Source organism: Corallococcus macrosporus (assembly GCF_017302985.1).
In the GTDB taxonomy this organism is placed as follows: Bacteria; Myxococcota; Myxococcia; order Myxococcales; family Myxococcaceae; genus Corallococcus; species Corallococcus macrosporus_A.
In genome coordinates this window covers 730223-743605 of record NZ_JAFIMU010000007.1, presented here as the reverse complement: position 1 = coordinate 743605, position 13383 = coordinate 730223, and the positions used below count along the sequence as shown (strand labels likewise).

Sequence of the window (13383 nt, the reverse complement as noted above, 5' to 3'; positions counted from 1 at the left end):
GCCTCAGTTCGCGAGGATCCGCAGCGTGAGCGACAGCATGCGCCCGTTCAGCCCGCCCAGGTCATGCTGGTACGCCAGGTCCACGCCGCCGCCGCCGGGCGACAGGTAGCCCGTGCCCACCGACAGGCGCGACAGCCGCTGGAAGCCGTCGTACGTGTAGCCCGCGCGCAGCGGAATCGTCTGGTCCAGCGTGTACTCCGCGCCGGTGTTGTACGTGAGCACCGTCGAGTCGCGCGTCTCGAAGTCCGCACGCACGTCGAACGCCACCACCAGCGCCGGCCCCACGTAGGCCGTGTGCGCGGTGAAGTAGCGCGTCAGCTCCACGTTGTCCGTGTCGATGAGGTTGTGCCCCGACACGCCCACCGTCAGCTGCTCGCTCAGCCGCACGAGCAGGCCCGCGTCCAGCGTGATGGAGTTGGCGAAGCGCTGCTGGCCATTCAGCCGCAGGTAGTGCCCCGACAGGCCGATGATCAGCGACTGGCTCAGCGGCAGCGCCGCGCCCAGCGTGCTCAGGTTCGACTTCGTCCGGGCCCCGCCGCGCCCCAAGGACAGCCAGTGGTAGTCCACGCCCAGCGCCAGCCGGCCGCTGCTGGAGTCCGCCAGGCTGATGCCCAGGTAGCCTTCCTTGTTGCGAGGGTCGTACGCGCCCGTGCCCTCGATGCGGTAGGCCGGGAACAGCGCCATCGCCGCGGGATTGCCCAGGAGTGCATCCGCCCCCAGGCCCGTGGCCCGGAACGCGTTGCCCATGCCCAGGGACCGGGCGCTCGCGACGTCGCGCAGCTCCTCGGCGCGCTCGGTGGTGGCGCCCAGGGCGGCGAGGGGGACCGCGGACAGCGTCAGGCAGAGAGCGGCGGCGATGGCACGGAGCGGCATGGCGCCGGGGAATCTATCCGGCTTGCTGGGGTTCTGGGCCACCAATAGATTCCCCGGCCCATGTCCTCCACCGACACGAAGGCAGCGAAGCCCATCCGCAAGTGCGTCATCCCGGCGGCCGGCCTGGGCACCCGGTTCCTCCCGGCCACCAAGGCGGTGCCCAAGGAGATGCTGCCCATCGTCGACACGCCCACCCTCCAGTACATCGTCGAGGAGGCCGTGGCCGCGGGCATGGAGGACGTGGTCGTCATCAACGGCCGCGGCAAGGGCGCCATCGAGGACCACTTCGACATCGCGTTCGAGCTGGAGACCACCATGCGCGCGCGCGGCAAGACGGCGGACGCGGACCGCATGCGCGCCATCGCGAACCTCGTGCGCATCATCAGCGTGCGCCAGAAGGAGCCGCTCGGCCTGGGCCACGCCGTGCTGTGCGCCAGGAGCGTCATCGGCGACGAGCCCTTCGGCGTCCTCCTGGGCGACGACATGATCGACTCGCCGGAGGATCCCGGCATCGGGCAGTTGGCGCGCATCTACGCGCAGCACCAGAAGGCCGTCATCGCGCTGATGGAGGTCCCGGAGAGCGAGACGCACCTGTACGGCATCGCCGCCGGCAAGGACCTGGGCAACGGCGTCATCCAGATCGACAACGTGGTGGAGAAGCCCAGGAAGGGCACCGCACCGTCGAACCTGGCGGTGATTGGCCGCTACGTGCTGCCCCCGTCCATCTTCCCCATCCTGGAGAAGCAGACCACCGGCGTGGGCGGCGAAATCCAGCTCACGGACGGCCTGGCCACGCTCCAGAAGACCGAAGGTCTGCTGGGCTACAAGTTCCAAGGCCAGCGCTACGACGCCGGTGACAAGGTGGGTTACCTCAAGGCGAACATCGCCTATGCGCTCAAGCGCCCCGACCTGCGCGGAGGACTCCTGGAGTACCTGCGCGAGGTCGTCAAGACGGAGAAGCCGTGAAGCGTCTCATCGCCGTATCCGCCGTCCTCGTCTCTCTCGCCGCCGGGGCCTACGTGCTGCCCGGTGGCTCCATCCTCCGGCGCATGGCCACCGCGCGCGAGGAGAAGCGCTTGGCGGCCTTCCGCGTGGAAGGCTCCGTCATCTTCTCCTCCTCGGGCGTGGCGGAAGCCGGAGCCGCCCTCAACGTCCCCACGGACCGCCCGGAGCTCCAGGGTGACGGCGTGCTGTCCGTGAAGATTCCAGGCCGCTGCCGCTTCGACGCGAGCTCGCCGGACAGCAGCCTCAAGGCCGCCACCGTGCAGGCCTCCGGCAAGAAGCGCGTGGAGGGCAAGGAGGTGCCGGCCATCTCCGTGCTGGTGACGCAGGTGTGCGCCATCCTCGCGCAGGACGCGGGCAGCGTGCAGGACACCAAGCTGGCCCAGGAGGCCTACCTCCAGGGGCTGGGCGTCAACACGAAGGTCACGTCGCTCGCGCGCTTCGGCGGCGAGGTGGCCTACGTCCTGGGAGACCCCGCGGAGGGCAAGCCCCAGTTCTGGGTCTACAAGGACGCCTTCCGGCCCGCGCGCCTGCGCTACTCGGATGCGTCCGGGGCGGCCTGGGACGTGCGCTTCGTGGACTACGCCTCGCCGGCCACCGGGGACTGGATGCCCCGCACGGTGGAGGTGTGGAAGGCCGGCCAGCGCGTGCTGCGCTTCACCGCCCTCAAGGCGGACAACCGCTCGGCCGTGCCGGACAAGCTCTTCACGCCGTAGCGGGTCCGCTTCGAATCGCTTGCGGCGGGCGGGGCTGACGGGGAAAGTCCCGCCCGTTCCAGGGCCGGGATTTCCCCGGCCTCGTGGCGCGGAGGCGATTTCCATGAAGCTCTATGGCAACCCGATGAGCACGTGTACCCGCAAGGTCCTCACCGTCCTGGCGGAGAAGGGCCGCGAGGTCGAGTTCATCAACATCGACCTGCAGAAGGGCGAGCAGAAGTCGCCCGCGCACCTGGCCCGCCAGCCCTTTGGCGTGGTGCCCGCGCTGGAGCTGGATGACGGCTTCATGATGTACGAGTCGCGCGCCATCGCCCGCTTCCTGGACCGCACCCTGCCGGGCACGTCGCTGACGCCCGCGGACCCCAAGGGCTACGCGCTGATGGAGCAGTTCATCGGCGTGGAGCAGTCCTACTTCTCCGGCCCGGCCATGAAGGTCGTCATGGAGCGCTTCCGGGGCACCAACAACGAGGAGAACATCGCCAAGGGCCGCGAGGGCGTGAAGCACCCGCTGGAGGTCATCGACGCGGTGCTGGCGAAGCAGCCGTTCCTTGCGGGCAAGGACTTCACGCTCGCGGAGGTCTCCTGGGCGCCCTACGTGGAGTACCTCTTCGTGGTGGGCGAGAAGGACCTCGTCACCCCGCACAAGCACGTGGTGGCCTGGTGGGAGCGCGTGAGCAACCGCCCGTCCGTGAAGAAGGCCTTCGGCAAGTAGCCGCACGCACGCCTCCTTCCTCCCCGGGCCTCTTCCGCACCCTGTTTTCCGGGGCCGGGAGGGGCCCTTCGTGCTTCCCAGGCCCGGGAATGTCAGACGCCCGGGGCACAGTGGATCCCGGGTGCAGGACGGGCGGGGTGGGGGAGAAGGCGGCAAGAGGTCGGTCATGGAGCAAGAGCACTTCGCGCTGGGTGGGTTTTCGCAGGGAGCCGGAGAGGTTCCCTCTCGCGGTGCCATTCCCCTGCGGACGCGGCGTACGGAAGTGGGACGGGAACTGTCGCAGCGGGAACAGGCCGCTACAGTGCGCCCCGTCGTGAGCGCCACCCCTGCCCAACTTGCGTCCGTCGCCGTGGGACGTCCCGTGCGCGGGGAGTTCACCTACCTGGTGCCGGAGGCGCTCGCGGGCAACCTCGCCCCGGGCCAGCGCGTGCTGGTGCCCTTCGGCCGGGGCATGGCGCTGGGCTTCTACCTGGGGCCCGCGAACGCACCGGTGGAGGGCGGCGTGCGGCTCAAGCCCATCCAGCGCGTGCTGGAGGACTCGCCCTCCCTGCCCAAGGACCTCATCGCGCTCCTGCGCTTCACCGCCGAGCACTACCGCTATCCGCTGGGCGAGGTGATCCGCGGCGCGCTGCCGCCGGGCCTCTCCACCGCGGTGGATGAGAAGGAAGCGAAGCCGGACATCCAGTTCTTCGTGGAGGCGCTCGTCACGGAGGTGCCGCCGCAGCTGGCCCGCGCTCCGGCGCAGGCCGCCGTGCTCCAGTACCTCCTGGCGGTGGGCGGACGCGCGCCGCTGGACGAGGTGACGCACGCCATCCCCGGCGCGCGCGAGACGCTGAAGAAGCTGGCCACGCGCAAGTTCGTGAAGTGGGTGGAGGTGACGCTGCAGGCCGGCGTGCGCGAGGGGCTGGTGCAGAACCGCCCGGACCGCCTCACCCCGGAGCAGGCCCTCGCGGTGAAGGAACTCCAGGGCGCCGTGGACGCGGGCGGCTTCCAGCCGTACCTCCTGCACGGCGTCACCGGCAGCGGCAAGACGGAGGTCTACCTGCGCGCGGTGGAGCACACGCTCGCGCGCGGCCTGGGCAGCCTGGTGCTGGTGCCGGAAATCGCGCTGACGCCGCAGCTGGTGGGGCGCTTCCGCAGCCGCTTCGGCGGGGACGTGGCGGTGCTGCACTCGGGGCTCAAGGACCGCGAGCGGCTGTTCCACTGGCAGGCGCTGCGCAAGGGCACGGTGAAGATCGCCGTCGGTGTGCGCTCGGCGGTGTTCGCGCCGGTGGAGCACCTGGGGCTCATCGTCGTGGACGAGGAGCACGACCCGTCCTTCAAGCAGGACGAGAAGCTGCGCTACCAGGCGCGTGACCTGGCGGTGGTGCGCGGCAAGCAGGCCGGCGCGGTGGTGGTGCTGGGCTCGGCGACGCCGTCCCTGGAGACGCTCCAGAACACGCGCTCCGGCCGCTACAAGCTCATCGAGCTGAAGAACCGCGTGGATGACCGGCCCATGCCCACCATCAACCTGGTGGACCTGCGCGTGGAGCGTCCGCGCGAGGGCCAGGTGACGGAAGAGGCGCCCATCCTCAGCCCGCAGATGCTCCAGGCCATGGAGGAGACGGTGGCCAAGGGGCAGCAGGTCATCCTGTTCCTCAACCGCCGCGGCCACAGCACCATCCTCCTGTGCGAGGTGTGCGGCCTGTCGCTCAAGTGCCACGACTGCGACGTGTGCATGACGCACCACCGCTCGCAGAACCGGGTGGTGTGCCACTACTGCGGCGTGGCCTTCCCGGTGCCCAACGCCTGCCGCGAGTGCACGGGCCCGCTGCTCAAGCTGGGCATCGGCACGGAGCGCGTGGAGGCGGAGGTCCTGGAGAAGATGCCGCACGCACGCGTGGCGCGGCTGGACCGGGACTCCGCGACGAGCGCGGAGAAGCTGACGGAGCTGCTGGCGTCCTTCGCGCGGCGGGAGCTGGACGTGCTGGTGGGCACGCAGATGGTGGCCAAGGGGCACGACTTTCCGGGCGTGACGCTGGTGTGCGTGGTGATGGCGGACACGTCCCTGGCCATTCCGGACTTCCGGGCCGCCGAGCGGACCTTCCACCTGTTGACCCAGGTGGCGGGGCGGGCGGGACGCGGCAAGGACCCGGGCCGGGTGCTGGTGCAGACCTACAACCCGGACGCGGAGCCGGTGAAGCGGGTGCTGGCGCACGACTTCGACGGGTTCTCCAAGCAGGAACTGGAGTGGCGCAAGGCGCTGGCCTATCCGCCCTTCGCGCGCATGGCGGCCGTCCGGCTGGAGGGCGAGCACCCCGAGCAGACGGCGGGGGTGGCGCGCTTCCTGGGGAACCTGGTGGGGCGGCACATGCCGCCGGCCTCGGCGGGGGTGCGCCTCTTGGGGCCGGCCCTGGCGCCCATTGCCCGGATTCGGGGCAAGACGCGCTGGCAGCTGCTCCTGAAGGCGCCGACGCATTCTGCGCTCGCCCCATTGCTCGCCCGGCTGGAGGCGGCGTTGCCGGATGTGCCCAACGGGGTGAAGGTCGTCATCGACGTGGATCCCGGGGCCATGCTGTAGACTCCCCGGCTCCCCCATGGGCGCCTCGGTCCTCCTCGTACACGACGACATCGCCACCATCGCCGCCGTCCGGCGACTGCTGTCCCGCGAAGGGCACGAGGTCATCCTCGCCACCTCCGCCGCGGACGCGCTCATCGCCTTCGGGCATCACCTGCCGGAGCTCATCGTGCTGGCGCCGGGCGTGGAGAGCGGCCGCGGGCGCGTGGTGCTGGAGGAGCTGGTGCAGCACCCGGAGGGCCACAAGGCCCGGGTGCTGCTCTTGAGCGAAGCCATCGAGGGCTTCAGCGCGCCGGTGGCGCCGCTGCCCCTGGACGGCCCCAGCTTCGTGACGCTGGTGGACACGTTGATCCGCGCCCCGGCGGAGGCGGACGGCTGGCGCGTGGTGGAGAACCGGGCGCTCCAGGAGCCGGCGAAGGGGAGCGGCCCGGGTTCGGACGAAGCGTGGCACGCGACGGCGCCGCACGCGGTGGGCGGGGACCCGGCGCTGGCCAACGCGCTGTTCGGGGACCTGGCGCCGCTGAACCAGACGGACTGGGAAGTGGCGGCGATGACGCGCGAGGAGCGCAGCGCGCACGCCGTGCACCAGCAGCGCGAGCGCAGCACGCACCTGGCGATGAACGCCGCGCTGGAAGAGGCGCACCTGGAGGTGGAGTCGGAGGCGATGGCGTCCATCGACTCGGCGCTCTCCGTGGGCACGAAGTCGGAGTGGGCGGCGGGGGAGGGGGACTCCGGGGAGGCGTGGGGCGAGCAGGATCCGGACGCGAACATCGGCGACGAGTGGGACGCGGAGCCGCCGAACGCGGACGCGGCGGACGGCCGTTCGCCGGAGGCGCGCACCACGCTGCGCTTCCCGTTCCCGAACGAGGAGGGGGCCGAGGAGGAAGGGGCGCCGCCGGAGGGGCAGCTCGCGTTCCGTGAGGAGCGGCTCACGCCGCCGGGGCTCAAGCCGGTGAAGGCCGCGCCGAAGCTGGGCGACGAGGGGTTCTTCGACGTCGACTCGGACGAGGGCGCTGGGGCCGCGAAGGTGGCGGAGCCGGAGGGCGCGGCGCCGCTGGCCTGGAAGGAACTGGAGCCGGATCCGGAGCTGGAGTCGCGTCCGTCGCGGGGCGGAGTGGGAGACCCCGACGAGGCGGACTTCGGTTCGGTCGCGGAAGACGTGGCGGCGGAGGAGCGGGCCAGGGCGGCGGCAGCGGAGTCCTCGGAAGAGGCCGAGTCTTCTTCCTCGGAGCCGACCGAGGAGGAGCTGGCGGCGGCGGGCCTGTCGAACTGGGACGTGCTGGAGCAGGAGCTCAAGGCCTCCGCCGAAGCGCGCGAGCGGGGCGAAGAGCCCGATGCCGCCGAGAAGCCGGTGGGCTCGGACTGGTTCGATTCCGAGACCGTCGAGGAGACGAAGACGGAGGGCACGAAGCCCCTCCAGTGGTCGGATCCCGCGGGCGGTGACGCGGCCCGTGCAGGCCGTGAAGGCGCACGTCCGGACGAGGCGAAGTCAGCGCGTTCCGATGAAGCGAAAGCGTTGCATTCCGGTGATGCGAAGTCAGCGCGTCCGGAGGATGACAAAGCATCGCGTCCGGACGAGGCAAATGCCTCACGTGCGGGTGATGCGCAGGTCTCGCGTGCGGACGAAGCAACGGCGGCACGCCCGGAGGAGGCCAAGGCGTCGCGCGATGGCGGCGCCCCGGATACCGCGGCGCACCGTGTGAACCCCGAGCGGCCACTACGTGTCGCGGCCCGAGTCCCACTGCGTTCGTCGGGCAAGGCCCCTGTGGGAGTTGTCGCGGGCCCGAGCGATGCGGCGGTCAGCCCAGCGGCCCTGAGCGACAAGTCCGGAGCAGGCAGTGCGGCGGTAACGAGTGGCACCGCCGTGGAGTCCGGAGCCGGTGCCGCAGCAGGCACCCATGCCCTGATCAGCGGAGCCGGAGGCACCGCCACGCGCGCGGCAAGTCCGTCCGGCGTCGGCGATGCAGCAGGATCCAATCCTTTTTCATCGCGGTCACGCGACACAGGCGCCGGTACCTCCGCACACACGGGCGACGCGGCTGGAGCGCGCGATGCCGCGAATCCAGACGGCTCCTCGGAGCCCACGGCCCGGCTGGAAGTCCAGGCACCGTCGTCGCCGATGCAGGTGCCCGGAGGCCTGCAACGGGCGAACAAGACGCGCACCCAGGAGCAGCAGGCCCCCGCTCCAGCGAGCAACGACGCGGCCGAGCCACCGTCCGACCTGGCCGCGGAGCTGGAATCGCTGCGTGAAGAGCTCGCGATGGCCTACGCCGCCATCGAGGAGGCGGAGGCCCGCGCCGCGGACGCGGAAGCCCTGGCCGAATCGGAGCAGTCGCTCCGCGTCGAGCTGGAAGAGCGCGTCGCAGGCGAAGCGCGAGCACGAGAGGACGCCCTTCTCGAAGCGAACGCGGAGGTCGAGGCCCGGAGCGCGGTGGAAGTGCGGGCCGAAGCAGAGGTCCACGCCCGAGCCCGCGCCGAGTCGCTGTTGAAGCAGGCGTCGGAGGCCCGCGCGGACTCGGAAGTCCGGGCCGTGTCGGCGACGCAGGCCCTCGCGGAGGTCGAAGCCCGGCTCGCCTCCGAGGCCGGAAGCCGCGTGGAAGCCGAAGCCCGAGCGGACGCCGAGGAGCGCGCCCGCCGCGAAGCCGAAGCCCTCGCGGAGATGGCAAGGCTCGAACTGGCCGAACTCGAGAAGCGCATCGCCACGGAGGTCCAGGCACGCGAGGAGGCCGAACTCCGGGCCCGCCAGGAAGCCCAGACGCGCGAAGAGGCCGAAGCCCGCGCCGAACTGGAGCAGGCCGCGCGCACGGACGTGGAAGCGCGGCTGGAAGCCGAGATCGAAGCCCGGCTCGCGGCCGAAGCCCGAGCGGAGTCCGGCACCGAGCGGACGGAGCGCCGCGACGATGAGACCGCCGCGGTGGAGGCCCGGCGTGCCGAAGCGGAAGCAAGGGCCGAAGCGGAGGCGAAGGCCCGGACCGCCGCCGAAGCGAAGGTGAAGCACTCCGCGCAGGCGCTGTCCCTGGTGGAGGTGCGAGCGCACCAGCTGGCCCAATCGCTGGCTGAGTCCGAAGCAAGGGCGAAGCAGTCCGCGCAGGCGCTGGCCCAGGCGGAGACCCGGGTTCAGCAAGCCACGCAGGCGCTGGCGCAATCCGAGGCGAAGGCGAAGCAGTCCGCCCAGGCCCTGGCGCAGGTGGAGGCCCGGGCGCAGCAGCTGGCGCAGGTGCTGCTGCAGGGCGAAGCCAAGGCAAAGCAGTCCACGCAGGCCGTGAGCCAGGCCGAAGACCGGGCCACGCAAGCAGAGGAAGCCCGAGCCGCCGCCGAAGTCACCGCGGAACGAAACGCCGAGCGCCTGGCCGAAGCAGAAGCCCGGGCCGCGAAGGCCGAGGAAGCCCTGGCCGAAGCCCAGGCCCGAGCGGAAGAAGCCGAAGCCGCGGCGAAGCAGAACGAGACGCGATTCGCGGAGACGCTGGGCCAGGCCAACGCGAGGATGGAGCAGCTCAAGCAGGCCCGCCAGCGAGCCGAAGCCAAGGCCGCGCAGCCCGCCGAAGCCCTGCTCCAGGCAGAAGCGCGAGTGGATCAGCTGACGCAGGCCCTGGCGCGAACCGAAGCCCGCGTGAAGGAGCTGTCGGAGGCCGTGAAGCGCGCCGAAGCGCGAGCCGCCGAAGCCGAACAAGCCCGAGACGCCAACGCCAGACAGCTCCAGGCCGAAGCAGAAGCCAGCGAGGACCTGCTCACCCAGGCCCAGGCCGAAGCGGACGCTCGCGCCGAGCAGCTGAAGAAGGCGCAGGCCGAAGCGGAGACGCGAGCCGAGCAGTTGAAGCAAGCCCAGGCCGAAGCAGAAGCCCGTGAGCAACTGCTCACCCAGGCCCAGGCCGAAGCAGAGGCCCGCGCCGAGCAGCTGACGCAGGCCCAGGTCGAAGCACAGGCCCGCGAGGAATTGCTCACTCGGGCTCAGGCCGAAGCACAGGCCCGCGAGGAAAAGCTCAAGCAGCTTGAGGCTGAGGCAACGGCCCGCGAAGAACAGCTGCGGCAGGCACAGGCCGAAGCAGAAGCCCGCGAAGAACACCTGAAGCAGGTGCAGGCCGAAGCAGAGAACCGCGGGGAAAAGCTCAAGCAGCTTGAGGCCGAAGCAGAGGCTCGCGAGGAGCAGCTCAAGCAGTCCCAGTCGGGAGCAGAAGCCCGCGAGGAGTCGCTCACTCAGGCTCAGGCGGAGGCCGAGGCCCGCGAGGAGAGGCTCAAGCAGCTTGAGGCCGAGGCAGAGGCCCGCGCGGAGAAGCTCAAGCAGCTTGAGGCCGAGACAGAGGCCCGCGAAGAACAGCTCAAGCAAGCCCAAGCCGAAGCAGCGGCCCGCGAAGAACAGCTCAAACAGGTCCAGGCCGAATCCGACGCCCGCGCGGAACAACTGGCGCAGCTCCAGTCCGAAGCGAAGCAGACCGCCGAGCAGCTGACGCAGGCCCGCGCCGAAGCAGAGGCCCGCGCGGAGCAGCTCCAGCGGCTCCAGTCCGACTCGGGCGACCGAGCGGATCAATTCACGCAGGTTCAGGCCGAAGCCGCGAAGACAGCCGGCCAGCTCAAGCTGGCCCAGGCCGAAGCCGAGGCCCTGGCCCAGGCACGCACCGAAGCCGAAGCACGCATCGCGCAGCTCACCCAAGCACTGGCCCAGGCCGAACAGGCCCGCACCGAAGCGGAAGCAACCGCCGAGCAGCAGCTCCAGGCCCGCACCGCCGCGGAATCCCGCGCCCTCCAGGCGGAGCAGAAGTCCGCCGAGTCCACCGCCAAGGCCACGTCCGAAGGACGCCTGCGCACCGTGCTGGAAGTCCGCCTCGACTCCGAGGCCCGCGCCCGCCAGGACCTCGAAGCCCGCATCGAAACCGAATCCCAGGCCCGCACCGCCGCCGAAGCCCGCCTCGCCGCCGAAACCCACGCCCGAGCCGAAGCCGAAGCCCGAGCCCAATCCGAGTCCACGAACCTCACGCAGGCCCGAGACACCCTGCAATCCCAGCTCGACCAGCTCCGAGAAGAACTCACCCGCGAGCGCGAAGCCCGCGTCCGGCTCGAAGCCGAAGCCGTCGAGCAGCGCCTCCAGGCCGAGCGCGAGCGCGAACAACTCGAAGCCCGAGCGCAGCGGGACGCGGAAGAAGCCGCGGCCCAGGCGCGCGCGACCCTCATCCCGCTCGAATCGCCCGGCCGCCCGGAGATGGCGGTGGCCCGCAGCGGCAGCCTCACGCAAGAGGGCCTCGCGCGCCTCGTGCTGCGGCTGTGTGACGCGCGCATGGAAGTCCGCCTGGAACTCAAGGTGATGAACGCCTTGCGCGTCCTCTGGCTGCGCGACGGAGCCCTGGTCGGCGCCGCGTCCTCCGCGCAGGGCGAGTCCCTCATCGACCGCGCCCGCGCGGACGGCCTCATCGACGCGCGCCAGGAAGCCGAGCTGCGGCTCGTGCGCAGCGCCACCACCGGCACGCTCCTGGAGGCCCTGCGCGGCCGGGGCTACGTGCGCGAAGCCGAATCCGTCCCGCTGGTGCAGCGCTACACCGAACAGGTCTTCCTGGACGCGCTCGCCGAACCGTCCACGCTCTACCGCCTGGTGCCGGAGCCCGCGCCGCATGAGGTGGCCCTCGCCGCCGCCACGCGCCCGCCGCTGCACCTGCTCGCGGAAGGGCTGCGCAACACACTCACCGCCGAATCGCTCCTCGACGCCGCCGGCTCCCTGCGAGCCCAGGTCTCCCGAGGCGACGCGCACATGGCCCCCACGGACTTCGGCCTCTCCGCCCGCGAGCTCCAGCTCCTGCAGGCCGTGGACGGTGAACGCACGCTGGAGTCGCTGCTCCTGGGCGCGGGGCTGCCGCAGGACGGCGCGCTCAAGACGCTCGCGGTGGCGCGCGCGCTGGGCCTCATCGCCCTGCACCCGCCCTCGGAGGACGCGCAGGGCGACCTGCCGCCGGAGCTGGACGTGCACCGGCTGGAGGCCAAGTTCGAGGAGATCCAGGACGCGGACTACTTCACCGTGCTGGGGCTCGCGCGCTCGGCCGGCAGCGAGGAGGTCAAGCGGGCCTACGCGCTGCTCGCCGCCGAGTTCCACCCGCTGCGCTTCGCCGGCCACCCGGACCCCGCGCTCCAGCACCGGGCACAGCAGATCCGCGCGGTACTGACGGAGGCCGCGCGGGCCTTGGGAGACGACCGGCTGCGGGGGGAGTACGCCCGTAATCTGCTCGACTGATGCCCGGTGGAACGGTTGCCCGTCGCGGTCCGGAGGCGTTAAGACTCCGCCCCATGGTTCGCGAGATTCTCATCTGGCCAGACCCCATCCTGAAGCAGAAGGCCAAGCCCGTGGTGAAGGTGGACGACAAGGTCCGCGCGCTCATCAAGGACATGTTCGAGACGATGTACGCCGCGGAGGGCGTCGGTCTCGCCGCGCCGCAGGTGGGCATCCTCCAGCGCGTCATCGTCCTGGACACCCGGCCGCAGCAGCCGGACTCCAAGCCCCTGGCGATGATCAACCCGGAGTTCGTCGCCCTCGAAGGGGAGACGACCTACACGGAGGGCTGCCTCTCCATCCCCGGTGAAGCCGAGGACGTGGACCGCGCCGCCGTCGCCACCGTGCGCTACCTGGACGAGGACGGAAACGAGCAGACGCTGCGCTGTGACGGCCTCCTCGCCATCGCCGTGCAGCACGAGACGGACCACCTGGACGGCACCGTCTTCGTGGACCACGTCTCCACGCTCAAGCGTGAGTTCATCCGCAAGCGCATGAAGAAGCTCAAGGCCTCGAAGGATCAGGGCGCTCCGGCGTCCGCCTGACCCTTCGCGGTGGCGCGCACGCCCTTCTTCGGGCAGCGGTCCGCCACCGCGCAGGCGCTACACGCGGGCGAGCGCGCGAAGCACGTGCGCCGCCCGTGCCACACCAGCAACTGGTGCCCCAGCGTCCACCGCTCGCGAGGCAGCAGCGCCTGCAGGTCCTTCTCCACCTTGTCCGGGTCTTCGTGCGTGGTGAAGCCCAGCCGGTACGCCAGCCGCTTCACGTGCGTGTCCACCGGGAAGGCCGCGTCGCCGCCCAGGTGGATGCACACCACGCCCGCCGTCTTCAGCCCCACGCCCGGCAGCTCCGCCAGCGTGTCGCGCACCAGCGGCACCTGCCCACCATGCTCCGCGACCAGCGCGCGCGCCGTGGCGACGATGTTCTTCGCCTTCGCGCGGTACAGCCCGCAGGTGCGGATGAAGGGCTCCACGTCGGTGGGCTCGACGCGCGCGTAGGCCTGGGCGTCCGGGAAGCGGGCGAACAGGGCAGGGGTCACCAGGTTGACGCGCTTGTCGGTGCACTGCGCGGACAGGATGACGGCGACCAGCAGCTCCAGCGGCGTGCGGTAGTCCAGCTCGATGCGGGCGTCCGGCATGGCTGCTTCCAGACCGTCCAGGACCGCCACCGCGCGCTGCCGCTTCTCACCCACTGTCTCTCGCCGGGCCACGCGGGCGTTGTATGTCACGGGGCGGCCCCGCCCAAGCGCCATGGCGGGGCACCCTTTTTCGAA

Annotated in this window: 8 protein-coding genes; 6 read left to right on the top strand and 2 right to left on the bottom strand. The window is 71.2% G+C overall.

Features of this window, described 5'->3' with window-relative positions; translation table 11 throughout:
• Positions 1-3 precede the first annotated feature (3 nt).
• Positions 4-873, bottom strand: a complete 870-nt coding sequence (locus JYK02_RS15315) for a hypothetical protein (protein WP_207051726.1) — start codon at positions 871-873, stop codon at positions 4-6.
• Positions 874-933: 60 nt separating this feature from the next.
• On the opposite strand from JYK02_RS15315, the gene galU reads away from it, so the two are divergent.
• The 6 genes from galU (at position 934) to def (ending at position 12655) form a co-directional block, all read left to right on the top strand.
• Positions 934-1839, top strand: coding sequence for a UTP--glucose-1-phosphate uridylyltransferase GalU (gene galU / locus JYK02_RS15310; protein ID WP_207051724.1), 906 nt, complete (start codon positions 934-936; stop codon positions 1837-1839).
• Positions 1836-2591 (top strand): hypothetical protein, encoded by a 756-nt coding sequence (locus JYK02_RS15305; RefSeq protein ID WP_207051722.1) that lies wholly within the window; start codon positions 1836-1838, stop codon positions 2589-2591. Before galU ends, JYK02_RS15305 begins: the two co-directional genes overlap by 4 nt.
• 103 nt (positions 2592-2694) lie before the next feature.
• Positions 2695-3303, top strand: coding sequence for a glutathione S-transferase family protein (locus tag JYK02_RS15300; protein ID WP_207051720.1), 609 nt, complete (start codon positions 2695-2697; stop codon positions 3301-3303).
• Positions 3304-3604: 301 nt separating this feature from the next.
• Positions 3605-5863, top strand: a complete 2259-nt coding sequence (gene priA, locus JYK02_RS15295) for a replication restart helicase PriA (RefSeq protein ID WP_431603481.1) — start codon at positions 3605-3607, stop codon at positions 5861-5863.
• Between the two features lie 16 nt (positions 5864-5879).
• Complete coding sequence (locus JYK02_RS15290) at positions 5880-12074, top strand: response regulator receiver protein (protein WP_207051716.1); 6195 nt, start codon at positions 5880-5882, stop codon at positions 12072-12074.
• Between the two features lie 53 nt (positions 12075-12127).
• Complete coding sequence (gene def, locus JYK02_RS15285; RefSeq protein WP_207051714.1) at positions 12128-12655, top strand: peptide deformylase; 528 nt, start codon at positions 12128-12130, stop codon at positions 12653-12655.
• Here the strand turns inward: def and nth are convergent.
• Positions 12631-13362, bottom strand: coding sequence for an endonuclease III (gene nth, locus JYK02_RS15280; protein ID WP_207051712.1), 732 nt, complete (start codon positions 13360-13362; stop codon positions 12631-12633). The two genes, def and nth, sit on opposite strands and share 25 nt — an antisense overlap.
• Positions 13363-13383 lie beyond the last annotated feature (21 nt).

Coding starts and splice junctions, on each gene's coding strand:
- JYK02_RS15315 (WP_207051726.1), bottom strand. CDS start 873: ATGCCGCTCCGTGCCATCGCCGCCGCTCTCTGCCTGACGCTGTCCGCG.
- JYK02_RS15290 (WP_207051716.1), top strand. CDS start 5,880: ATGGGCGCCTCGGTCCTCCTCGTACACGACGACATCGCCACCATCGCC.
- nth (WP_207051712.1), bottom strand. CDS start 13,362: ATGGCGCTTGGGCGGGGCCGCCCCGTGACATACAACGCCCGCGTGGCC.
- JYK02_RS15300 (WP_207051720.1), top strand. CDS start 2,695: ATGAAGCTCTATGGCAACCCGATGAGCACGTGTACCCGCAAGGTCCTC.
- def (WP_207051714.1), top strand. CDS start 12,128: ATGGTTCGCGAGATTCTCATCTGGCCAGACCCCATCCTGAAGCAGAAG.
- galU (WP_207051724.1), top strand. CDS start 934: ATGTCCTCCACCGACACGAAGGCAGCGAAGCCCATCCGCAAGTGCGTC.